At 68.8% G+C, this 21,812-nt stretch carries 26 protein-coding genes, 1 tRNA gene and 1 riboswitch; of the genes, 6 read left to right on the top strand and 21 right to left on the bottom strand.

Annotation, left to right across the window (positions count from 1 at the left end; translation table 11 throughout):
* Positions 1 to 31: 31 nt before the first annotated feature.
* Positions 32 to 137, bottom strand: a riboswitch (glycine riboswitch).
* 53 nt (positions 138 to 190) lie between these two features.
* The 11 genes from EGT67_RS14155 to EGT67_RS14105 form a co-directional block, all read right to left on the bottom strand.
* Positions 191 to 808, bottom strand: a complete 618-nt coding sequence (locus EGT67_RS14155) for a MerR family transcriptional regulator (RefSeq protein WP_127916727.1) — start codon at positions 806 to 808, stop codon at positions 191 to 193.
* 245 nt (positions 809 to 1,053) lie between these two features.
* Positions 1,054 to 1,527: a bifunctional nuclease family protein gene (locus tag EGT67_RS14150; RefSeq protein WP_127916726.1), complete on the bottom strand. Its 474-nt coding sequence runs from the start codon at positions 1,525 to 1,527 to the stop codon at positions 1,054 to 1,056.
* Between the two features lie 98 nt (positions 1,528 to 1,625).
* On the bottom strand, positions 1,626 to 2,363 hold the full coding sequence (gene ftsR / locus EGT67_RS14145; protein WP_127916725.1) for a transcriptional regulator FtsR: 738 nt from the start codon (positions 2,361 to 2,363) through the stop codon (positions 1,626 to 1,628).
* Positions 2,360 to 2,857 (bottom strand): oxoglutarate dehydrogenase inhibitor Odhl, encoded by a 498-nt coding sequence (gene odhI, locus EGT67_RS14140; RefSeq protein WP_127916724.1) that lies wholly within the window; start codon positions 2,855 to 2,857, stop codon positions 2,360 to 2,362. The genes ftsR and odhI overlap by 4 nt, the downstream gene beginning before the upstream one ends.
* A gap of 213 nt (positions 2,858 to 3,070) precedes the next feature.
* On the bottom strand, positions 3,071 to 3,475 hold the full coding sequence (gene gcvH, locus EGT67_RS14135; RefSeq protein ID WP_127916723.1) for a glycine cleavage system protein GcvH: 405 nt from the start codon (positions 3,473 to 3,475) through the stop codon (positions 3,071 to 3,073).
* A gap of 44 nt (positions 3,476 to 3,519) precedes the next feature.
* On the bottom strand, positions 3,520 to 4,239 hold the full coding sequence (locus tag EGT67_RS14130) for a DUF881 domain-containing protein (protein WP_127916982.1): 720 nt from the start codon (positions 4,237 to 4,239) through the stop codon (positions 3,520 to 3,522).
* 203 nt (positions 4,240 to 4,442) lie between these two features.
* Positions 4,443 to 4,802: a small basic family protein gene (locus EGT67_RS14125; protein WP_127916722.1), complete on the bottom strand. Its 360-nt coding sequence runs from the start codon at positions 4,800 to 4,802 to the stop codon at positions 4,443 to 4,445.
* Positions 4,799 to 5,665, bottom strand: a complete 867-nt coding sequence (locus tag EGT67_RS14120) for a DUF881 domain-containing protein (RefSeq protein WP_421958133.1) — start codon at positions 5,663 to 5,665, stop codon at positions 4,799 to 4,801. The genes EGT67_RS14125 and EGT67_RS14120 overlap by 4 nt, the downstream gene beginning before the upstream one ends.
* Positions 5,662 to 6,291 carry a cardiolipin synthase ClsA gene (gene clsA, locus EGT67_RS14115; RefSeq protein ID WP_127916721.1) on the bottom strand — a complete coding sequence of 210 codons (630 nt, stop codon included), beginning with the start codon at positions 6,289 to 6,291 and terminating at the stop codon, positions 5,662 to 5,664. Before clsA ends, EGT67_RS14120 begins: the two co-directional genes overlap by 4 nt.
* A gap of 99 nt (positions 6,292 to 6,390) precedes the next feature.
* Positions 6,391 to 7,434, bottom strand: coding sequence for an SMP-30/gluconolactonase/LRE family protein (locus EGT67_RS14110; protein WP_127916720.1), 1,044 nt, complete (start codon positions 7,432 to 7,434; stop codon positions 6,391 to 6,393).
* 42 nt (positions 7,435 to 7,476) lie between these two features.
* The gene (locus tag EGT67_RS14105; RefSeq protein WP_127916719.1) at positions 7,477 to 8,094 is read right to left on the bottom strand and encodes an NUDIX hydrolase; all 618 of its coding nucleotides are present in this window, start codon (positions 8,092 to 8,094) and stop codon (positions 7,477 to 7,479) included.
* A gap of 91 nt (positions 8,095 to 8,185) precedes the next feature.
* Here EGT67_RS14105 and EGT67_RS14100 point away from each other — a divergent pair, with 91 nt between their 5' ends.
* From EGT67_RS14100 to EGT67_RS14090, 3 genes are read left to right on the top strand one after another with little or no spacing between them, the layout of a single operon-like run.
* Complete coding sequence (locus EGT67_RS14100) at positions 8,186 to 9,451, top strand: hypothetical protein (RefSeq protein WP_421958132.1); 1,266 nt, start codon at positions 8,186 to 8,188, stop codon at positions 9,449 to 9,451.
* Positions 9,448 to 9,912, top strand: coding sequence for a GyrI-like domain-containing protein (locus EGT67_RS14095; protein ID WP_127916718.1), 465 nt, complete (start codon positions 9,448 to 9,450; stop codon positions 9,910 to 9,912). Before EGT67_RS14100 ends, EGT67_RS14095 begins: the two co-directional genes overlap by 4 nt.
* A 56-nt stretch (positions 9,913 to 9,968) precedes the next feature.
* Positions 9,969 to 10,466, top strand: a complete 498-nt coding sequence (locus EGT67_RS14090; protein ID WP_241566033.1) for a DUF732 domain-containing protein — start codon at positions 9,969 to 9,971, stop codon at positions 10,464 to 10,466.
* Positions 10,467 to 10,713: 247 nt separating this feature from the next.
* Here the strand turns inward: EGT67_RS14090 and EGT67_RS14085 are convergent, their stop codons facing one another.
* Positions 10,714 to 11,634, bottom strand: a complete 921-nt coding sequence (locus tag EGT67_RS14085) for a LysR family transcriptional regulator (RefSeq protein ID WP_127916717.1) — start codon at positions 11,632 to 11,634, stop codon at positions 10,714 to 10,716.
* A gap of 89 nt (positions 11,635 to 11,723) precedes the next feature.
* Here EGT67_RS14085 and mqo point away from each other — a divergent pair, with 89 nt between their 5' ends.
* The gene (mqo, locus tag EGT67_RS14080; protein WP_206612390.1) at positions 11,724 to 13,352 is read left to right on the top strand and encodes a malate dehydrogenase (quinone); all 1,629 of its coding nucleotides are present in this window, start codon (positions 11,724 to 11,726) and stop codon (positions 13,350 to 13,352) included.
* Between the two features lie 463 nt (positions 13,353 to 13,815).
* On the opposite strand, the gene EGT67_RS14075 is transcribed toward mqo, so the two are convergent.
* A complete protein-coding gene (locus EGT67_RS14075; RefSeq protein ID WP_127916716.1) occupies positions 13,816 to 14,025 on the bottom strand; it encodes a hypothetical protein in 210 nt (69 codons plus the stop codon).
* 341 nt (positions 14,026 to 14,366) lie between these two features.
* Here EGT67_RS14075 and EGT67_RS14070 point away from each other — a divergent pair, with 341 nt between their 5' ends.
* Entirely contained in the window at positions 14,367 to 14,819 is a 453-nt protein-coding gene (locus tag EGT67_RS14070) for a DUF5994 family protein (RefSeq protein ID WP_127916715.1), read from the top strand.
* A gap of 46 nt (positions 14,820 to 14,865) precedes the next feature.
* Here the strand turns inward: EGT67_RS14070 and EGT67_RS14065 are convergent, their stop codons facing one another.
* Positions 14,866 to 15,201 (bottom strand): hypothetical protein, encoded by a 336-nt coding sequence (locus tag EGT67_RS14065; protein WP_127916714.1) that lies wholly within the window; start codon positions 15,199 to 15,201, stop codon positions 14,866 to 14,868.
* Between the two features lie 286 nt (positions 15,202 to 15,487).
* Between EGT67_RS14065 and EGT67_RS14060 the strand changes: the two genes are divergently transcribed.
* Complete coding sequence (locus tag EGT67_RS14060) at positions 15,488 to 15,877, top strand: DUF5994 family protein (protein ID WP_127916713.1); 390 nt, start codon at positions 15,488 to 15,490, stop codon at positions 15,875 to 15,877.
* A gap of 58 nt (positions 15,878 to 15,935) precedes the next feature.
* On the opposite strand, the gene EGT67_RS14055 is transcribed toward EGT67_RS14060, so the two are convergent.
* From EGT67_RS14055 to EGT67_RS14025, 7 genes are all read right to left on the bottom strand, one after another.
* Positions 15,936 to 16,009 (bottom strand) — tRNA-Pro (locus EGT67_RS14055).
* 187 nt (positions 16,010 to 16,196) lie between these two features.
* A complete protein-coding gene (der, locus tag EGT67_RS14050; protein ID WP_127916712.1) occupies positions 16,197 to 17,639 on the bottom strand; it encodes a ribosome biogenesis GTPase Der in 1,443 nt (480 codons plus the stop codon).
* On the bottom strand, positions 17,636 to 18,328 hold the full coding sequence (gene cmk, locus EGT67_RS14045; protein ID WP_127916711.1) for a (d)CMP kinase: 693 nt from the start codon (positions 18,326 to 18,328) through the stop codon (positions 17,636 to 17,638). The genes der and cmk overlap by 4 nt, the downstream gene beginning before the upstream one ends.
* Positions 18,325 to 19,287 (bottom strand): pseudouridine synthase, encoded by a 963-nt coding sequence (locus tag EGT67_RS14040; protein WP_127916710.1) that lies wholly within the window; start codon positions 19,285 to 19,287, stop codon positions 18,325 to 18,327. Before EGT67_RS14040 ends, cmk begins: the two co-directional genes overlap by 4 nt.
* A 13-nt stretch (positions 19,288 to 19,300) precedes the next feature.
* The gene (gene scpB / locus EGT67_RS14035) at positions 19,301 to 19,999 is read right to left on the bottom strand and encodes an SMC-Scp complex subunit ScpB (protein ID WP_127916709.1); all 699 of its coding nucleotides are present in this window, start codon (positions 19,997 to 19,999) and stop codon (positions 19,301 to 19,303) included.
* Positions 19,996 to 20,835 (bottom strand): segregation and condensation protein A, encoded by an 840-nt coding sequence (locus tag EGT67_RS14030; RefSeq protein ID WP_127916708.1) that lies wholly within the window; start codon positions 20,833 to 20,835, stop codon positions 19,996 to 19,998. Before EGT67_RS14030 ends, scpB begins: the two co-directional genes overlap by 4 nt.
* Positions 20,832 to 21,704, bottom strand: coding sequence for a ParA family protein (locus EGT67_RS14025; RefSeq protein WP_241566051.1), 873 nt, complete (start codon positions 21,702 to 21,704; stop codon positions 20,832 to 20,834). Before EGT67_RS14025 ends, EGT67_RS14030 begins: the two co-directional genes overlap by 4 nt.
* Between the last annotated feature and the right edge of the window lie 108 nt (positions 21,705 to 21,812).

Here is a 21,812-nt window from a genome sequence, read left to right as displayed (position 1 = left end):
GTGGGTGCTCCCACCGCTTTCCAGAGGCGTCGGAGCCCGCACGGTCCTCGGTGCCTGAGAGATTGACGGGGAGGTGTTGCTCCTTCGGCGTCCGCGCAGGTCTACTGCCCTGCCCGGAACTCTCCCGTACGACGGCGACGCCCCGTCAGTCTATGCCACCGGGAGGCACCCGGACGAACGCCCAGAACAGCTATCCGGTCTTGCGGTCGCCGCGGTTCTTGCGACGGGACGCCAGTTCGTCCTCGGGCCGCTCGGTGGTGTCGCCGCCGTCGGCCCGCTCGGCGGGGAAATCGGCGATGGTGCCGGTGAGTTCGCGCATCGCGCCGCTGACGGCGATCCCGAACACGCCCTGACCGCCCTGCAGCAGGTCGACGACCTCTTCGGCGGAGGTGCACTCGTAGACCGTGGTGCCGTCGGAGAAGAGCGTGATCCGGGCCAGGTCCCGCACACCACGCTGACGGAGGTGGTCGACGGCGACGCGAATGTTCTGGAGCGAGATGCCGGTGTCGAGCAGACGCTTGACGATCTTGAGGACCAGGATGTCCTTGAACGAGTACAGCCGCTGGCTGCCCGATCCGGCGGCACCTCGGATCGAGGGGACGACGAGATTGGTGCGGGCCCAGTAGTCGAGCTGGCGGTAGGTGATGCCGGCGATCTGACACGCACTCGGCACCCGGTAGCCGACGAGTTCGTCGGGAACGGAGTCGTCGGGGAACAACCCGGGCTGCAAGTCCTCGTCGACGCTGGGTGCCTCGACGGTCGTCTCACCGGCGAGGTTCAACTCGTGTTCCTGCGGCCGATCTCCCACGGACTACTCCCTCTCGCGTGTTCAGGGGCGACTGCTGGCGAGGATGCGCCTCGGCGTTCCCACTACCACTAGTCACCCACTCGTGCACATCGAGTAAACCCGAATGGTGGATCCACTCAGCGTACGCCCTGGACAGACAGCGTGGCGGGCGTTCACAGACCCAGACGGTATGACCCAGACGCATCCGGGTCAATGCGACACACCCAAGGCCTAAACCTAAACTTCACCTTTAGTCTTGACGGGTGTCAGCCGTCGGTCGCCTTGAAATCGTCCGGCGAGACCGACTCCAGGAACTCCTTGAACTTCTCGACCTCGTCCTCACGTTCGTCGGGCATCACGAGGCCTGCCTCCGCGAGCACGGCCTCGTCGACGAAGATCGGAACTCCGACACGCAGGGCGATGGCCACCGAGTCCGACGGTCGCGCCGAGACCCTCACATCGCCCTCGAACACCAGATCCGCATAGAAGGTGCCGGCCTGCAGGTCCACGATCCGAACCTCGAGCAGGGTGTGCCCGAAAGCCTCGAGCAGGTCCTTGATGAGGTCGTGCGTGAGTGGGCGTGCGGGTTCTACCCCCTGCTGCTCCAACGCGATCGCGGTGGCCTCGGTCTGCCCGATCCAGATCGGCAGATAGCGATCCCCACTGCTCTCACGCAGAAGCAACACCGGCTGGTTCTGCGGCTGTTCGACACGGATTCCGATCACACGCATCTCACTCATCGCGTCCTCCACCTCGTACCGGTGACCGGGTCCACCTCGGACGGCGAACGAGCCCCGTTTGACGTACTCCCCGATTCTATTCGTTCCCGCAGCGCGCGTCAGCGATCGAGCGCCCCGCGCACCGCCGCCTTCACGAGGCAGGTGTGGAGCGTCAGGGAGAGAGCGGCCAGTTCGCGGACCATCTCCTCGGCACGATCCCGCGCGCCGGCGTCACGACCCTTCGCGACCGGACCGGCGATCTGCGCCACCAACCCGGCCTCGCGGTCGGCGGCCAGCTTGAACGCGCGCAGGTGCCGGACCTCGAGCCCGAACTCCGACATCGACTTCGCGGTCCGCGCGAGGGTCACCGCGTCCTCGTCGAAGAAGCCCGCCGGACCGGCGACCACCAGTCCGCTGCGGAGCAGCTCGCTCAGGAAGCGTTCGTCGATGCCGGACCGGGCGATCAGGTCGTCCCGGCTGATCCGCACCTCACGATCGGTGCGGAACTCCTCCGGCGACACCTCGCCGGGCGCGACTGCAAGCATCCGCGGGCGCCGTGGCATGGAATCCACAGCGCCCACGGTCGCAACACCCTTGTCGATCGCCTCGAGCTGTTCCTTGATGACCTTGAGCGGCAGGTATTGATCGCGCTGCGCCGTGAGGACGTAACGCAGGCGCTCGACGTCCGCGATCGAGAACCGCCGATACCCGGACGGCGTCCGTTCGGGACTGATCAGCCCCTCCGATTCCAGGAACCGGATCTTGGAGATCGTCACATCCGGGAACTCGGGACGCAGTCGGTCGAGCACCGTCCCGATGGACATGCCCGTGGCGGCCTCCTGCCGAACGGCCGTCATTGGTTGCCCGCACCAGCCGCGGACTCACCGATCTGCGAACCCCCGGCGTTTCCGCGGGGGCCGGTCAGGAAGACGAGGCGGAACTTGCCGATCTGCACCTCGTCGCCGTTCGCGAGCACCGCGGAGTCCACCGGTTCACGGTTGACGTAGGTGCCGTTGAGGCTGCCCACGTCCACCACCTGGAACTCGTCGTCGTCCTGACGGAACTCGGCATGCCGCCGGCTGACCGTGACGTCGTCCAAGAAAATGTCGCTGTCGGGATGGCGACCTGCGGACGTGGTCGGCTGGTCGAGCAGGAAGCGCGAGCCCGCATTGGGACCCCTCTTTACGACGAGCAGCGCGGACCCGGCGGGCAGACCCTCGACCCCGGAGACAGGCGCCTCGGCCGTCTGCGACGACGAGCTGTCCATCTCGTTGAGAAAATCCGCACGGAAAACCGATGTGGTCTCGGCCGGCGTCTCTCCGTAAACCGCATCGTTGCCGTTCTCGCTCACCGTTTCTCCTCCTCAGTCCGACTGCCCGGGAGCCCTTTCGGAGCCCCCGGGGTCATGCGGTACAACTCGGTCCAGACGAATCTCGACCACGATCACACTCCGACACGGATATGAAAAACCGACACGGCACTGCGCTCACCTCGACCGTACCCTGAGAGTGCCGGTGCGTGTAGGTGGACAGGCCGGGCGAATACCCGCGAAACCGACGGAAAATCAGCTCCCGGAAACCGCGAGGTATGCGTCGGCATCCAGCGTCCCGGCCAGCGCCTCGTCCAGCGCCGCCTCGGACGCGACCTCGAGGTCCACCAGCCAGCCTCCCCCGTAGGGGTCGCTGTTCACCAGCTCCGGGTTGGCGTCCAGCTCGCCGTTGACCGCAACGACTTTCGCGGTGAGCGGCGCGTAGATGTCCGACACGCTCTTGGTCGACTCGACCTCACCGAAGGAATCTCCGGCCGCCACGTCCTCGCCGTCCGCGGGAAGCTGCACGAAGACCACGTCGCCGAGCTGCGACTGCGCGAAATCGGTGATGCCCACCCGCACCGTCGTCGGACCGGTGCGCCGCACCCATTCGTGCTCCGCTGTGTAGCGCAGATCGGCAGGGGTAGCGAGCTCACTCACGGTGGCTTCCTTTCGGGGGGACGGTCCGGCGAGCGGACCGAAGATCAGTTTCCGGGTTGAGCGTATTGGCGCGGTTTGATCTCCCGCAAGGCGGCGACCGTGACCTGCGGGGATTGCTCGATGCGGAGCTGTCCCCCACTGCGCGCGACGGTGTCGACGACGCCGCCGGGGATGTTCAGTGCCGCTGCCAGAGTGGGCGGGTCGCCGATCGCGACCACGCGGAACGGCGCCGACACCTTCCGTCCGTCGACGGTGACGTTCCCGCCGCCACCGCTCACCCACGAGTCGACGCCGATCCGGATCGGTTCGGTTCCCGAACCGCTGATCTCGATCGCCTCGGCCCCCGCGGCGCGCAGTTCCTGGATCAGGTCGAGCAGCACCTCCGATCCGACGGACTTGCCCGGGTCCGCGACGGTGAGCACGACGCCGGGGCCGGTCGCGGCGACCGTCCCCACCTGGATCGACAGCGCCGCGAGCCGCGACTTGGCCTCGTCGAGGGCCGCGGTGGAACTGCCGCCGCCGGCCTCGAGTTTCGACAGGGTCTGTTCCAGCCCGGCGATCTCCTGCCGCAGCGCGGCCTCACGCTGGTTGAGGTTGCCGAGGACGGCGAGCAGGTCCGCGGGTCGCGCCGAATCGAGGTTGTCGCCCGATCCGGTGCTGCTGACCTGCGTCACGATCCCGATGCCGAGGGCCACCATGAGCAGTACGGCGAGCAGCCCGAACCCGAACCGGCGGCGGGTGCGGGTCGGCGCCGGTACCGGCATCTCGTGTCGGCCCTCGGCGCGCGGCGCGGCGGTGTCGTCGGAGGGGCCTTCGGCGGGCGGTTCCGCACCGTCCACCGCGGTGTCCCGGGTGTCCTCGGCGCCCTCGGTGTCCTCGGCGTCCCGGATTTCCTCGGTGGTGTCCTCGGCGCCCTCGGTGTCCTCGGCGAGGCCTTCGGGGCGTTCTTCGTTGTCCGGCATCCGCGTCACGCCCCGAACAGGCGCCGACGCAGTGCGGCGGCGTTGCCGAAGATCCGGATGCCCAGCACGACGATGATCGCGGTCGACAACTGGGTGCCGACACCGAGTTGATCGCCGAGCCACACGATCAGGGCCGCGACCAGGACGTTGAACACGAACGACACGACGAAGACCTTCGCGTCGAAGATCTCGTCGAGATAGGCGCGCAGCCCCCCGAACACGGCGTCGAGCGCCGCGACCACCGCGATCGGCAGATAGGGCTGGACGGCGTCGGGCACCTGCGGGCTGAACACGATCCCGAGCACGATGCCGGCGACGAGCGCGAGCACTCCATAGAGCGCGTATCCGCCTTTGACGGTCTTCACGGTGCCCCCGTTTCCTGTGCGAACCTCGTTTCGCGACCTGCGGCGCCCGGTAGCTGCAGGTCGTCGGACTCGGCGATGGTGAAGCCCACGCCGTACAACTGTTGAACTGTCGACATCCGCAGGTAGGCGTCGCTGACGACGAATCCGGTCTGCAGTTTCGCCGGTGGCCCGATCGCGGACACCCGGTACGGCGACGGCACCGGTTGGTTGTCGACGAGCATCGCACCGCCGGCCTGACGGATGGTCACGGCCGGTCCGACGCGCACGTCACCGACCGCGACCGCCTCGGCGCCGCTCGCCCACAGCGCGTTGACGACGGACTGCAGGTCGCGGTCCAGGACGCCGGCCTGCGGCGACCCTGGTACCCGCTGCGACGAGTCGGACAGGTCCGGGCGCGCGGCTGGATCGGTCAGGGTCACCACGAGTCCGGGGCCGTGCACCGGTTCGCTCGCGGCGGCGGCTTCGAGGTCGTGCAATTCGTCGAGCACCTTCGCGCCCTCGGCGTCGCCGGCGAGGACGCTCGCGCGCAGGTCGTCGACCCGGACGGTGAGATCGTCCCGGTTCCCGGCGAGGCCACGACTGCGTTCCTCGGCCGCGCGGACCTCGGTCAGCATCTCGGTCCTGGTCTGGTCGGCGTCGCCCGCCGACGACGACGCCTGCGCGTAGGCGATGCCGAAGACAACCCCGACCAGCGCCGCGCCCAACGCGATCCAGGCGCCCGCACCGATCCGGGTCGGCTTCGCGTGACCCTGCGCCCGGTCCTGGGCGGCCCCCGCATATCCCGGATCGAGGTGGTCGTTCATGAGCGACTTCAGGAGCGACGGAACCGGATTCCGTCTCACCTGCCGCGGGGTTCTCGTCACGGTCCGCTCCGTGCGACGGCCGGCGGCACCGCGCGTGCGACGGTGACGGCCTTGGCGATGTAGAGGCCGCCGGTCCACACGTAGAGGACGGTCCCCCAGATCAGGAGCGCGTAGCCCCACGCGTGTGCGACGCCCGCGATGCCCCAGTCACCCTGCGCCGCGAGCAGCAGCGGCATCGCGAACATCAGCGCGAACGTCGCGGCCTTGCCGAGGTAGATGACCTCGGGCGGCGGGAGTCCGCGACGGCGGTAGACCGGCAACGTCAGCGCCAGTATCAGGTCCCGGCCGATCAGGATCGCCGCCACCCACCACGGAATGATGTCGCGCAGCACGAACCCGATCAGCGTCGTGATCACGTACAGCCGGTCGACGAACGGGTCGAGGAGCGCGCCGAGTCGCGACGTCTGGTTCAGCAGGCGGGCCAGCTTGCCGTCGGCCCAGTCGGTGAACCCACTGAGCATGAGGATCGCGAGCGCCCAGCCGTCGGCGTGCGGGCCCAGCAGCAGGTAGAGAAACAGCGGCACACCGGCGAGCCGGATCATGCTGAGGAGGTTCGGGACGGTCAGGATGCGATCTTCGCCCTGCTTCGAGCCGGACTTCTGCTGTCCTACCGCGTCCACCAACATTCCTCTCGGGTTCCGTCCGCTGTCGGTGGCCAGCTTTCCACACCCGGTGTCCCCTTTCAGGGACCGACCGTTCGGCGGCGACGGACTCCGGTCTACTGGTCAGCCGACCGGCCCACTCCGCGGCACCCGCGCGATCGATCCGGCGGTGAGGCTGCCGAGGTAGATGCAGTCGGGCGTGACGCGGACGCCCGTGACCGGAGAGTAGCTGCCCTTTCCGCCTCGCAGACTGTGGACGACGCGGCCGTCGCCGTCGAGACCGAGCACCCATGCCCGGTGTTCCGGATCCGGTTGCACCGCACTCGGCAGGTTCGCGGCGAGCACCCGCAGGCCCGGATTCGGCGCCATCCACTCCAGTAGTCGCATGCGCGGGCTGTAGAGCGCCACCCAGAAGAGCCCGTCGACGGTCTGGGAGGTGACGTTGTCGGGGATGCCCGGCAGGCTGTCCGCCCACACCGACGCCGTCCCCGCGTTGGGGCCGGTCAGCTCGACGCGCTGGATCCGGTACGAACCGGTCTCCACGACGATCACGTAGGACTCGTCGCTCGCGAGACCGACCCCGTTGGCGAACTGGAGGCCGTCCGCGAGCAGATCCATCTCGCCGGTGCGCGGGTCGAAGCGCAGCAACCGGCCGGTGCCGCTGTGCTCGAGCATGTCGAGTCGGTGATCCGGGAGCGTGAACCGCGACGACGAGTCGGTGAAGTACACGACGCCGTCCCGCGCGACGGCGGAGTTGTTGCACAGCAACAGCGGTCGGCCGAGCGCGGTGTCGGCGAGCACTTCCACACGCCCGGTCTCGTCGACCCGCAGTACGCCCCGTCGGCTGTCGCAGACGAGGAAGCGGCCGTCGTCGAGCACCTCGACACCGAGCGGGCGCCCGCCGGTGTGGGCGAGTTCGGTGGCGCGACCGTCGCCGTCGAACCGCCACAGCCGCCCGTCCTCGCCACCGGTGATCACCCGGCCCGTGTGGTCCACCGCCACGTCCTCCGGGCCGTGCCCGGTCGGCAGCTTCCACCGCTGCGCGGCGTCGAGTTCCCGGTTCGGCGCGAACAGTCCCGTCTCGGCCGGGGCGGCGGGAGGATGCCACGCGACCGGTTCGATGCCGGTGCGGTCGACGGCGTGCAGGACCGATCGGAGGATGCCCACGGCCCTGACGCTAGTCCCGCAGGTCGCCCGCCGCCCCGGAATTCACCGCCACGCGAAGCTGGGCTGCGCCAACCCGTCGACTCGGGTGGGCCGACCGTGCAGGACGACCTCGCAGAACTGGTGGATCACCGCCCCGGTCGGCGCGTGGATGTGGTCGCCGCGGAACGGCCAGCACGCGACCGGGTCGGGCGATCCGGGGATCTCGACGAACCGGGTCGGCACGTCGAGTTCGCCCAGCGGCACCACGAACACGTGCGCCACCTCGTCCGGGCTCGGGACGAGGGCGTCCACCGACTCCTCGGACCACACGACGAACGGCGTCATGACGTAGCCCGAACGGGTCACGTAGTCGTCGAGGCGCCCCAGGACGTCGCCGGGGCCGACCTCGATGCCGAGTTCCTCACGCAGTTCCCGCAGCGCCGCGTCGCGGGCCGTCTCGCCGTCGTCGAGGCGACCGCCCGGCAGCGCGAACTGTCCGGCGTGGGCGCGCATCTTCGCCGGTCGCATCGTCAGCGGGAACACCGGGGTGCCGTCCTCGCCGCGCATCACCGCGATCACGACGGCGGCCGCCCGCCAATCGCCCAGCGGCACCGTCCGGGCGTCGAACGCCCGCAATCGCGATTCGATGTCCGCGCGGGTGAGTTTCGCCGTGTTCGTCATGTCCGCCTCCTGCGCGCGACCGTCGTTCGATCGATCATGCCCCACCGGGACAGCGACCTCGTTATCGTGGGAGCCTGCGATTGGGGCCCAGATGCGCACGTCACCGCGATCGATCGTCCGCCGCCTGTGCCGCGTCGCCCTGTGTGTCGTTGCGACCGTATCCGCGGCCGCCGTCGTCGACACCGCCGGCGCCGAGCCTCCGGGTCCGACACCGTGCGCGTGGCGATTCATGTCCGACGGAGAGGTGCTCGACGTCGCCTTCCCCGACGAGAACGCCGCCTACTGGGTGCTGCCGTATGCGCTGGGCGCCCGCGACTCCATCGAGGTGTCCGGCACCTACCCGTCGGCGCGGTATTTCTCGCTCAACACCTACAGCACCGACCTCGACACGACGGACACCCTGCGCGACGACCAGATCCTGCCCGACCCCGGCAGCGGCAACCCGTTCTCCGACCCCGACGCGCAAACGCTTCCGCCGGATCGGCGCCGGTGGCACGCGACGTTGGTCCCCGGTCCCGCCGACCACGCACGCAACGAGATTCGAGCGCTCCTGGACGATGGTGCGCCCGTCGGGTTCCTGATCGTCCGCGTGTACGTGCCGGACGATCCCGCCTCGCCGAGCGGTGGCGTCGCGCTCCCGGACATCACCTACCGGCTGGGCGGGTCGACGATCCCCGTCCAGCCGTGTTCGCAGCCGTTCGATCCGCGCACGCTGCCGGGCCCCGTCGCCGACACCGGACAGTGGGTGGTCGACCGTGCGATCGAACGGGCCGCGTCGGGCGCGTTCCGCGCGGACACCCCCGAGGCCACGTTCGTGAATCCCGCGAGCACGTCCGGGCTGTTTCCCAACGGCGACAACAAGTACATCGGGGCGGTGCTGACGTATGAGGCGGGACGAGTCGCGGTCGTGCGGGGCCGGGCACCAGCGTTCCCGGACACGCGCGCGGGCGTCTCCCCCACCGAGTCCGGGCAGCAGGTGCGCTACTGGTCGATGTGCCAGAACGATCTCGTCTCGCCGTACCCGGTGGTGGCGTGCGCCGGCGACTTCCAGACCGCGCTCGACGGCGACGGCCGGTACACGTACGTCGTGGCGGCCCCGGGTGATGTCCCCTCGGACGTGGAACCGACGGTGACCGTGCTGCCGTGGGGTTCGACAGACGTGCCGAAGAAGCTCCTCATCCTGCGGAACATGCTGCCCACGGCCGCGTTCTATCCGCTGTCGATCCAGGCGTCCCAGGATCGGGGCACCGCTCCGGCCGTGACGATGGGCGACTACTACCCCGAGGTGACGTACTGCTCGGCGGCGACCTTCGAGAAACAGGGCTACGCAGGTTGTTTCGAGGGAGACCCGCCGTGAGCTACGACATCCGGATCCGCGATCTGCCGCGGCAGCCCGCCGCGATCGTGCGCGGCGCCGTCACGGTCGAGGCGATCCCGGCCTTCCTGGGGCCGGCATTCGACGCCGTGGTCCGCGCCGCGGCGGACCAGGGCCTCGAGGTCGTCGGTCCGCCGTTCGGGCGGTTCCTGCCGCTGCCGGACGGCCGCTGGAACATCGAGGCGGGATTTCCGCTCGCAGGTGACCTCGTCGAGACGGGGCCCGTCGAACCGTCGTCGCTGCCCGCCGGGCCGTGTGCCTGCACCGTCCACGATGGCGGCTACGACACCGTCGAATCGGCGTATATCGCACTGACACAGTGGATCAGCGAGCACGGCTATGCGACGACGGGCGAGCCCTGGGAGTGCTATTTGGACGCGCCGGATGCCCCGCGACCCCGGACCGAGGTGTTCATGCCCGTCGTGCGGCCGGACTCGAACTGATCCGACCGCGGACCCGGAAGCGATCTTGTCGCCCTGGTAGGGCAAGATTTCGCATCGTGACTCGCTCCACCCGGCTCGGCCTCCTCCTCGCGCTCCCCGCCGCCCTCATGGCCCTCACCGGGTGCAGCAGCACGCCCACCGACAGCGAACCCGTCGTCATCTCCCGGACGACGCCGGATCCGACGACACCGCACCGGACTTCGGAGACGCCACGTCACGTCCCGACCACGCCCGCGCCGGCGGCAGAACCGGTCGCCGAAACGTCGACACCTTCGACGCCCCCGGCACCCGCCGCCACCCCCGGCGCCGCGCCCAGCGACGGCCTCGGCCCCGAGGACCTGCTGTTCCTGTCGTACATCACCGAGTTCACGCTCATGGAGAAGCCCGAGAGCGACCAGATCAGGCTCGGCCTGTCGATGTGCAACTCGCTCTACCGCGGCCAGAGCAAGCCCGACCTCGCCGCCGAGTATCTGGGCGACGGCCGCTACACCAGGGCGGAGGTCGCCAACGTCCTGAGCGCCGCGACCGTCGCGTACTGCCCCGAGTTCGCCTGACCCAGCGATGTCCGCGGTGAGCGAGCCGATCCCCTACGAACGCATGCGCCGGCTTCTCGGCCTGCCGGATCTCGATGTCGGTTCCCCCACCCGGTGGGCCGTTCGCAAGATCCGAACCGGCGAACGGTCCGGCCGCTGGGGCGTGTGGCGATGCCCGGACCCGGACACCACGAATTGGGCGCTGGTCGGATCGTTTCCCACCTGGCCGGACGCCATCGACAGGGTGCGGCGTGGGATCGAGGGCACCTCAGCCACCGACGGGAGATCCGCCGGCGAACACGGCCGCCCGGGCCACGAGGTGATCGCGCAGCCGTGACACCGCCGGCGTCGGCCGGTGGTGTCCCGAGGCGAGGCCGATACTGCGATCGCGCGCGCCCTCGAGCGGCACGGCGACGACGCCCGCGTGCGGCGTTTCCGCCGCCGGCAGCAGCGCGACACCGAGGCCGTGGCCGACGAGTGCTCTGATCGTCTCGAACTCGGTGATCTCGAACGACACCCGCGGCGTGAACCCGACCGCGGCGCACCACGAGTCGACGAGCTGGCGCAGGTGGTACGACGGCGGGTTCGCGATGAACGCCTCGTCGGCGAGTTCGGCCAGGTCGACCCGCGCCCGGTTCGCGAACCGGTGGGTGTGGGCGACGTGCAGGTGGATCGTCTGACGCCCGAGGACGGTGACGGGCAGGTCCTCCGGCGACGGGATCATCACGGCCAGGTCCAGCCGACCGTCCCGGACCATCCCGGCGAGCGCGTCACCGTGTGCCTGGACCAGATGGAGCCGGATCCGCGGAGCCACCGCGTGGAACTCCGCGAGCACCGAGGGGATGCTCACCGGCCCGAGCGTGAGCGGAAAGCCGAAGCGCACCAGGCCGCCCTCCGGATCGGCGTTGTCCCGGACGATTCCGACGGCGTCGTCGAGCGCACCCACCAATCGGTGTGTCCGCTCGAACAGATCGCGGCCCTGCGCGGTGAGCGCGATTCCGCGGCCGGCCGGCTGGAACAACTGCACCCCGAGCGTCCGCTCGAGTGTCCTGATCCGCCGGCTGATCGACGACTGCGGGATGCCGAGCAGGTCGGCCGCGCGCGTCACGTGCCCTTCCGCGGCGACGGCGTCGAACGCGGTCAGCAGCGGCGCGACGCCCTCCGCCGCGGACGTCCGAAATTCATCCATATCCGGATCATAAATCCGTTGATTCGTCATTGGACGGATCATTCACCGGCGGGCCACGATGGGCCGTACACGAACAGGGAGGGCACGAGATGACGTCGAAGACCCGCACCGACCCCGAAACCACATCCGCCGAGGACATCCTGGATGTCGTCCTCATCGGCGGCGGCATCATGTCCGCCACGCTCGGCGCACTGCTGTCCACGCTGCAGCCGGACTGGTCGCTCGTGATGCTCGAACGGCTCGGAGAGCCCGCCGGGGAGAGCTCGCACGCGTGGAGCAACGCCGGGACCGGGCACGCCGGGCTGTGCGAGCTCAACTACATGCCCGACCCGACCGACCCCGCGCGCACCGCCGAGATCGGCCGCCAGTACCGGCTGTCGCAGCAGTTCTGGGACGCGCTCGTGGAGAGCGGCGACATCGACGATCTGCGGTTGGTCACCACGCCGACTCCGCACATGGACGTCGTGTTCGGTGAGCGCGACATCGCCTATCTGCGTGAGCGTTTCGCAACGCTGCGGCGGCTCCCGCTGTTCTCGGACATGGAGTACAGCGAGGATCCCGAGACGATCCGCGCGTGGGCGCCGCTGCTCACGGAAGGTCGCGATCCCGCCGAGCCGATGGCGGCGACGCGCCACACGGGCGGCACCGACGTCGACTTCGGCGCGCTGACCCGCGCCCTGGTGGACGCGATGACCACTCGTGGCGCGCGTGTGCGGACGCACCACGAGGTGACCTCGCTGTCGCGGTCCGCGGACGGGATCTGGACCGTCGCCGGCCGCGACCGCAGCACGAAGCGTCGTTTCCGCGTCCGGTCGAGGTTCGTGTTCGTCGGCGCCGGCGGCTACGCCCTGAAGCTGCTGCAGAAGGCACGAATCCCCGAGGTGCGCGGGTACGCGGTCTTCCCGCTGGGCGCCCAGTTCCTCCGCACCGACGATCCCGCGGTGGTCGGCCGGCACGACGCCAAGGTGTACGGCCAGGCCGCGATCGGCGCACCGCCGATGTCGGTGCCGCATCTCGACCGACGGGTCGTCGCGGGCCGCCCCGCGCTGATGTTCGGCCCGTACGCCACCTTCAGCACCAAGCTCCTGAAGCACGGTCGCCTACGAGACCTGTTCACCACCATCCGTTTCCACAACGTCGCGCCGCTCGTGGCCGTGGGACTCCAGAACCTGGGACTGGTGCGCTACCTGATCGGCCAGTTGGCCGCCTCCCGGAGACGGAAGTTCGCCGAACTGGAACGGTTCTACCCGAACGCCGATCCGGCCGACTGGGAGCTCATCCAGGCGGGACAGCGGGCCCAACTGATCAAGCCCGACAGGAGGAAGGTGGGTGTCCTGACGTTCGGCACCGAAATCGTCACCGGCGCCGACGGCACGATCGCGGGCCTGCTCGGCGCCTCCCCGGGCGCCTCCGTCGCCGCACCCCTCATGGCGGATCTCCTGGCGCGCTGCTTCCCCGACGAGCACGCGCGGTGGGAGCCGACCCTGCATCGGTTGATGCCGGGCCTCGATACGGCCCGAGGACTAGTTCCCGATCCGAACGGCGGTTCCGGAGGAATCCACCAGGGTCCGATTCCATTCGTTGAAGAGCCACGCATCCGAAGCGAGCAACTGGAGTGCGGACTGCACCTCGATCAAGGTGTTGATCTCGTCCAGCGCGTCGTCGATGTCGGCGATTCCGATCCGGAGGGACACGGCCCGGCGGTGTGGGACACGTAGACGGTAGGCGAGAGCGCCGGCGTGCTTCGGGGCGAGGAGTTCGACGGCGAACGCAGGGCCCCCCTGCCCGTCGGAGACCTCGAGAGAGTCGCCGTGATCGACCACCTGCAGGCCGGCATCCCGAAGGTGATCGCCCGCGTGCGCCAACGACACCGCCGGCGACCTCGATTCGAAGAAGACGAAACTCGCGCTGCTGACCACGGCGCCTCCCCTGCCACCTCGCCGAAACGAAAGACCGTGCGAGAAAGTCTCTCACCCGGGTGCCCCAGGGTTCTGCACCGCCTTCACATTCGCCCCCCGGTAGGCAGACGAACCCCACTAAGCTGGCGAAGCAACGTCGCAGGGGTGATACCGGCCTTCCGAGGAGAAGGTCTCGTCGAGCAGGTTCAGGACGCATGACGGGCACGACCAGCCAGAGCCGGCCGCCCAGGCCTACATCGATCGACAGTTCCTGCGCCGTCGTTCACTTCCCGGCTTCGAGTGCGGCAACGCGGGCTTCAAGGTCGCCGATGATCTTCAAGCTCCCGAGGATCGCTGTCTGCGTTGCGAGGCTGAGATGACCGTCGCCCCCGAGCTCCAGCGTGTCGAGGATGGCGGTTTGGAGTTCCCTGGTGCAGACCGCCCCGTCGGGAAGTGAGATTCGGTCGAATCCGAACTGCTGGTTGATTGCCATGAGGCGCCTCCTTCATCAGCCCCTGACAGCTCCAGAGTAGGTGCGAACAAGGAGGTACCGGTCTAGCTGGTTTCGGTCGACGAGGACGCGCGGCGTCGTGACGCTCGCTGCAGTGGCTGTGATCGTGCCTCTGCCGGCAGTGATCGAGTTCTCGAGCTTGCCGCGCTCAACGGCGAGGCGGGTAAGGACACAACGCCCCTGATCGGGCGAGCTTCCATCGAGTGCGCGGCGCGTAGGCTGGGAATATCGAGATCGAGGTGCGACGTCGTCGGCGGTTCCCGTTCGGCAGTACATCGGTTGGACCAGTATCGGTTTCGTTCTCCGATGAAGGAGCGTTGGCCATGACACGACAACCTGCTTCGGTTAACGGCCTCTTCTACGAGGTCGAGACCGCCGACGGTCTACAGCCGTTTCCCATCCCGACCCGAACCCCGCGACTGGTCTTGCGCAGTCAGGTGGCCGGCTCCGGGAAAATCAGCGGCGCTTGGTGGCCGTGGACATCGAACCTGACTGCCCAACTTCACGACCTGATCTCCGTGCTGACACCACACACGGGGCCGATCGAGCGGATCGCGTTCGACTGGGACGCGATCAGTGTCAACCAACGCCGTATCGACAACACCGATGGAATCCGTTTCATCAGGCCGCTTCCTGGCCAGCCTGCCGGGGTGATGTGCCTGATCGGCACCGATCGTCGCGGCACGCTACTGGTGGTCATTCCGCCGACCACCCAGCCGCAACGAGCGTACGACGACATGCGATCCGTGGTGGACGACGACTACAGGATCGCCTGACGAGCCATCGCCTCTCTCCGTGGGATGCATTGTCCGGTTGTATCTTTCAGCCACCTTGCTCTGTCCGGGGGGGCTGGGTGGCGCGCTGGTGCTTGCCCGGCGAGGTGTCGGCGCGGTGAATCCGGTCGAGCTCGTTGCGTGCCGCGCGCCCTCGTCGGGAGGTTCTGCGGGCGCCGGCGAGAAGCAGGCTGAGGCCTGCCATTCCGACCGCCCCGACGACGACGCCGAACAGAAACAGCGTCCCGGTCGATCCGGTGACGTGGTATCCGAGGATGGAGAAGTTGTCAGTGATCGCGTGTTCACTGCCGCCATTCGCCAGAACGCCCGCGACGGCGATCACGACGGCCGCGATGAGAAGAATCAATCCGATGATCACAAGCATGACGACTCCGAACCAAAGCAGGGCACAAGGTTTCCCGGCCCTGATACCCAGTTCTCGATCACGTCACACCCAGTGACGTGTCGCACGCCCAGAATGCGGACCCAATTCGTGCCGTCCCAGTCGCATTCAGCGAGACCATTGCGTTCTGCGCGCGCGGCGCGCTCTGTGCAGGCAGCGTGGCGAGTACGCTGAACGTATCGAGGCGCTTCGTCTCTGGCGGTTCCCGTTGGGTAGTGCATCGGTCGGACAAGTATCGGTTTCGTCCTCCGACGAAGGAGCGTCAGTCATGACGCGACCAATGACCCGGATGGATCCTCGAGTTCCACTCTCCGACGGGTTTCAACCGTTTCCCATCCCGACCCGAACACCACGACTAGTGCTGCGCGGGCACATTGCGGGTTCCGGGCAAGTCTGCGGATGGTGGTGGCCGTGGACAGAGAACCTGACCGTACAGATTCATGGTCTGATCTCGGCGCTGACACCACAGACCGGTCCGATCGAATCGGTGGCCTTCGATTGGAACACGATCAGTACCAGACAGCGGCGAACCGACGCCCCGGACGGCGTCCGGTTCGTATCGCCGCTACCCGGCCAAGCAGCCGGGGTGATGTGCCTGATCGGCACGGATCACCGCGGCACATTCCTGACCGTGATCCCGTCGAACGCGCAGCCCTAGAACGTCACGAGAAGCAGAAGACCCGGGTGAGAACATCTCTCACCCGGGTCTTCTTCGGTCGGGCTGACAGGATTTGAACCTGCGACCACTTGACCCCCAGTCAAGTGCGCTACCAAGCTGCGCCACAGCCCGTCCACGCCCTCGTTCGGGCGCCTCAGAAGATTACAACAGTGTCGCTCCGGAAAGCGAATCGCCTGGTCATCGGCCTGAACTCGCGTCGAACCGGCGCGTCCGTCGCACGGGTTCTGCACCCGTCGCACAGCGAATCCGCATCGATTCCTGTGCGATCGGGGCAGAGCCCGTGCGACGGCGCGGTCGGTCAGCGGCTGCGGCGATCCCGCTTCTCCCGCACCCGCACCGAGATGCGCACGGGGCTGCCGTCGAAGCCGAACTCCTCACGCAGGCGACGCTCGAGGAAGCGGCGGTAGCCGGCCTCGAGGAAGCCCGTGGTGAACAGCACGAACGTCGGCGGGCGGGTACCGGCCTGGGTCGCGAACATGATGCGGGGCAGGCGTCCGCCACGCATCGGCGGCGGCGTGGCCGCCACGACCTCCTTGAGCCACGTGTTGAGGCGTCCGGTCGGGATGCGCTTGTCCCACGACTCGAGCGCCGTCTCGATCGCCGGCACGAGCTTCTGCACGGCCCGGCCGGTGTGCGCCGAGATGTTGACGCGCTGGGCCCACGGGACGCGGACCAGTTCGCGGTCGATCTCCTTCTCGAGCATGTACCGGCGGTCCTCGTCGACGAGGTCCCACTTGTTGAACGCGAGCACCAGCGCACGGCCGGCGTCGGCCACCATCGACAGCACCCGCAGGTCCTGCTCGGTGATCGGCTTCGACGCGTCGATCAGCAGGATCGCGACCTCGGCGGCCTCGATCGCCGACTTGGTGCGCAGCGACGCGTAGAACTCGTGCCCGCTGGCGTGGCTGACCTTCTTGCGCAGGCCGGCTGTGTCGACGAACTTCCACACCTTGCCGCCGAGTTCGACGAGCGAGTCGACGGGGTCGACGGTGGTGCCGGCGACGTCGTGGACCACCGAACGCTCGTCACCGGACAGCTTGTTGAGCAGGCTCGACTTGCCGACGTTCGGCTTGCCGACCAGGGCCACGCGCCGGGGCCCCCCGCCGCCGATGCCCTCGCGCGGGGTCTCCGGCAGAACCCGCAGGACCTCGTCGAGCAGGTCGCCGGTGCCGCGCCCGTGCGTGGCGCTGACCATGTACGGCTCGCCCAGGCCGAGCGACCACAGCGCCGCGGCCTCCGCCTCGGTGCGGGCGTCGTCGACCTTGTTGGCGACGAGGATCACCGGCGTCTTCGACCGGCGCAGCACCTTGACGGCCGCCTCGTCCGTCGCGGTCGCACCGACGACGGCGTCGACCACGAGCAGGATCGCGTCCGCGGTGTTCATGGCCTGCTCGGCCTGGCGTGCCACCGACTGCTGGAGCCCCTTGGCGTCGGGCTCCCAACCACCGGTGTCCTGCACCATGAACCGGCGTCCGGCCCAGTTGGCGTCGTAGGAGACACGGTCGCGCGTGACACCGGGAATGTCCTCGACGACCGCCTCACGACGGCCGATGATCCGGTTGACGAGCGTGGACTTGCCGACGTTGGGGCGTCCGACGACCGCCAGCGTCGGTACCGCGACGTGCTCCTCGGCGTCCTCACCGTCGAGGAAATCGGCGAGGTCCCAGTCGGACTCCTCGCTCCAGATCCCGTCGCCGGCGAACCCGCCGTCGGAGATGTCGCTGACAAATTCGTCGGTCACTGCACTGCTCCAGTTCTGTCGCCTACCACCAGCAGCAACCTGCCGATCACGTCTTCGATACCCAGTTCGCTCGTGTCCACCGTCACCGAATCCTCCGCGGGACGCAACGGAGATACCGCGCGGGTGGAATCGAGATGGTCGCGGCGCTGCACGTCGGCGAGAACGGCGGCGAAATCGTCCCCGCGTCCTTCCGCGATGTTCTGGGCGTTGCGCCGCATGGCCCGGGCCTCCGCGGAGGCCGTCAGGAAGATCTTCACGTCCGCGTCCGGCAGGACGACGGTGCCGATGTCGCGGCCCTCGACGACGATGCGCCCGGCCTGCTCCACGATGCGCCGCTGCAGATCCACCAGGAACGTCCGCACGTCGGGCACCGCGGACACCGCGGACACCGCCTGCGTGACGGCCGCGCCCCGGATCTCGTCGGTGACGTCCTCGCCGGCCAGTTGCACGCCGTCCGCCTCGGGATCGGTGCCGATCGACAGCGGCAGCGACGACGTCGCCTCCGCGATCGCTACCGGATCACCGATGTCGACGCCGCGCCGCAGCACGTGCAGCGTCGCAATCCGGTACATCGCCCCGGTGTCGAGGTAGCGCGCGCCCAGCGCCGTCGCGACGCGGCGCGACACGCTGGACTTACCGGTGCCCGACGGGCCGTCGATCGCGACGACCAGTGGGGTCGGTGCGGTCACAGACCCACCGCCCCGTAGAGGCCGCCGACCTCGCCGCGGCCGAGGACCCGCAGGGTGCCGGGACGGCCGTCGCCGAGCGCGACGTTGCCGATGTCGGTGCGGACCAGACGCACCACCGGGTGGCCGACGGCCTCGAGGATGCGGCGCACGATGTGCTTGCGGCCCTCGTGCAGCACGACCTTCACCAGCGACTTGCCACCGTTGATGTCCAGGAGCGTGAATGCGTCGACCTTCGCGGGCCCGTCGTCGAGTTCGACGCCGGCCTTGAGGGTCTTGCCGACGCTGCGGTCGACGACACCCTGCACGGTGGCCAGGTAGGTCTTCGGCACCTCGTACGACGGGTGCATCAGGCGGTGCGCGAGGTCACCGTCGTTGGTCAGCAGGATCAGGCCCTCAGTGTCGGCGTCGAGACGACCGACGTGGAACAGGCGCTGACCGGCGGAGACGCGCTCGGACACGATGTCGCCGATGCACGGACGGCCCAGGTCGTCGGACATCGTCGACTGCCAGCCACGCGGCTTGTTCAGGGCGATGTGGACCAGGTCCTTCTTCACGACGACGCGGATGCCGTCGACACGGACGATCGCGTTCTCGGGATCGACGCGCAGGCCTTGCTCGCGGACGATGCGGCCGTCGACCTCGACACGGCCCTGGTCGATGAGTTCCTCGGCGGCGCGGCGGGAGGCGACGCCGGCCTGTGCGAGCACCTTCTGCAGGCGCACGCCGTCGCCCTTCATCGGCGCGAGATCGCGGTCGACGTCGGCGTACTGGTGCTTCGCGGGCTTCGCGTTGCTGATCGTGGGAGTGTGCGCCTGGGTCTGGGCGCGCTGGGGCTTGGCCGACTTCGGCTTGCCCCGCTTGTTCAGCTGCTTGTTCGCAGCGGTCGAGCGGGCGGCACCCTTGGCGGGCTGCCGCTTCTTGCGGTCCGGTGTGCCATCACGGCGAGCGGGCTTGTTCACTTTTCGATCCCTGTCAGTTTTCGATGTCGATCCCGGGGTCCGGCGGGTTCGCCGTCGACCCCGATGACGACGTAGACCTGTCCATTCTCGCAAATCGCGGATCGGCTTCCAGACTCTCGGTGATGTCATCGATCACATCTACGTCGGGAAGCAGGGGCGCGAGGGGCGGCAGATCCGCAAGTGACGCCAGTCCGAGGCGTTCGAGGAACATCTCCGTGGTCGCATACGTGGTCGCGTTGGTCTCCGGGTCCGGACCGGCCTCGGTGATCAGTCCGCGGGCCAGCAGGGTGCGGATGACGCCGTCGACGTTGACGCCGCGCACGGCGCTGATCCGCGCACGGGTGAGCGGCTGCCGGTAGGCGATCACCGCGAGCGTCTCGAGCGCCGCGCGGGTCAGCTTCGATCGGGCGCCGTCGAGCAGCAAGCGTTCGACGTACGGCGCGTACTCGGTGCGGGTGTAGAAGCGCCACCCGTCCCCCGCGAACCGCAGGTCGATGCCGCTGCCTCGGGCGGTGAGGCCGTCGGACATCGTGCACAGCATCGTCTCGACCCTCGCCTCGGACTCGCCCAGCGCGTCGGCGAGCATCGCCGACGATGCCGGCGAGTCGACCACCAGCAGCATCGACTCCAGCGCGCCCGCCAGGTGGTCGTCGGTCATCTCCGCGAACTCGTCCTCGAACGGGCTCAGGTCCTCGGTATCGACGGACGTCATCCGTAGTCCTCCTTGCTCGCGGGCGCGGCCGCGGCCTCGCCGGTCCAGCACACCAGCAGATCCCCCAGCGGTTCGGGCTGCTCGAACAGCACCGACCGCTCCCGATACAGCTCGAGCAGCGCCAGGAAGCGGGCCACGATCTGCACGGGGACCTCGCACTCGGCGATCAGCTCACCGAAGGGCGCCCACACGCCGGCGCCACGCTCCCGGAGCAGTTCGAGGATCCGCGCCGCCTGCTCCGGAACCGACACGGTGGGGACATGGAGGTGGTCCAGTCCCACCTCGGGGACCGGTCGGGGCCGGAAGGCGGTCGCGGCGATCTCGGCGAACTGGCGCGGATCGACCCCGAGCAGCACCTCCGGGAGCAGGTCGACGTACCGGTCCTCGACCGACACCGACCGCGGATACCGCCGCAGCGCCGCCACCTCGAGCTCACCGAACAGCTGCGCCACCTGCTTGTAGGCCCGGTACTGCAGCAGCCGCGCGAACAGCAGGTCGCGTGCCTCGAGCAGCGCCAGGTCTTCGTCGTCGTCCACCTCGCCGGCGGGCAGCAGCCGCGCGGCCTTCAGGTCCAGCAGCGTCGCCGCCACCACCAGGAATTCGGTGGTCTGATCCAGTCCCAGCTCGCTGCCGAGGCGGCGGGTGTAGGAGATGAACTCGTCGGTGACCTCGGCGAGCGCGACCTCGGTGACGTCCAACTGGTGCTGACTGATGAGCGTCAGCAGCAGGTCGAACGGACCCTCGAAGTTGCGTAGACGCACCCGGAACCCGGCGCTGTCCCCGCCCTCCGCCTCCGTGTGCGCTGCCTCGACCCCCGACGCGACGTCCGTGCTCACCGGGCGCAGCGGTGGATGACCTCGCGGGCGAGGGCCCGGTAGGCCTCCGCGCCTCCGGACTTGGGCGCCCACGTGGTGATCGGCTCCCCCGCGACGCTCGTCTCCGGGAAGCGGACGGTGCGGTTGATGACGGTGTCGTAGACGAGGTCTCCGAACACCTCGACGACCCGCGACATCACCTCACGGGCGTGGAGGGTGCGGGCGTCGAACATCGTGACGACGATACCTTCGAGGGACAGGCGCGGATTGAGGCGGTCGCGCACCTTGTCGACGGTGTCGTTGAGCAGCGCGAGCCCGCGCAGCGAGAAGAACTCGCACTCCATCGGGATGATCACGCTGTCCGCGCACGCGAGCGCGTTGACGGTCAGCAGGCCCAGCGACGGCTGGCAGTCGATAAGCACGTAGTCGTACCGGTCGAGCACCGGGTGTAGGACGCGGCCCAGCGTCTGTTCGCGTCCGACCTCGGTGACGAGTTGGATCTCGGCCGCCGAGAGGTCGATGTTGCTGGGCAGCAGGTCGAGGCCGTCGATGCGGGTCCGCATCAGCACGTCGTCGATCGACGTGCGCTCGACGAGCAGATTGTGGACGGTCAAATCCAGATCATGGTGTGCGACACCGAGTCCCGCGGACAACGCACCTTGCGGATCGAGGTCGACGAGCAGCACCCGGCGCCCGCACTCGGCGAGCGAGGCACCCAGGTTGATGGTCGATGTGGTCTTTCCCACACCGCCCTTCTGGTTGCACATCGCGATGATCCGGGCCGGGCCGTGACCGACGACGGGACCGGGTTCCGGCACTTCGCGCAACGGTCGGCCGGTGGGCCCGAGCGGTACGACGTCCCTGTACTCGATGTCTCTTGCGTACGACAGCGCATCCCCGGAAAACGGGTGCGCGGGCTCCGCGTGCTGCGGCTGCGGTGTCACCACGGTCCGATGTCCCCTGTCCTGTCGATCCCGTCCTGTCTTCCAGCTGATTTC

This window comes from Prescottella agglutinans, from assembly GCF_004011865.1.
In the GTDB taxonomy this organism is placed as follows: Bacteria; Actinomycetota; Actinomycetes; order Mycobacteriales; family Mycobacteriaceae; genus Prescottella; species Prescottella agglutinans.
This window is presented reverse-complemented; position numbering and strand designations above follow the sequence as displayed.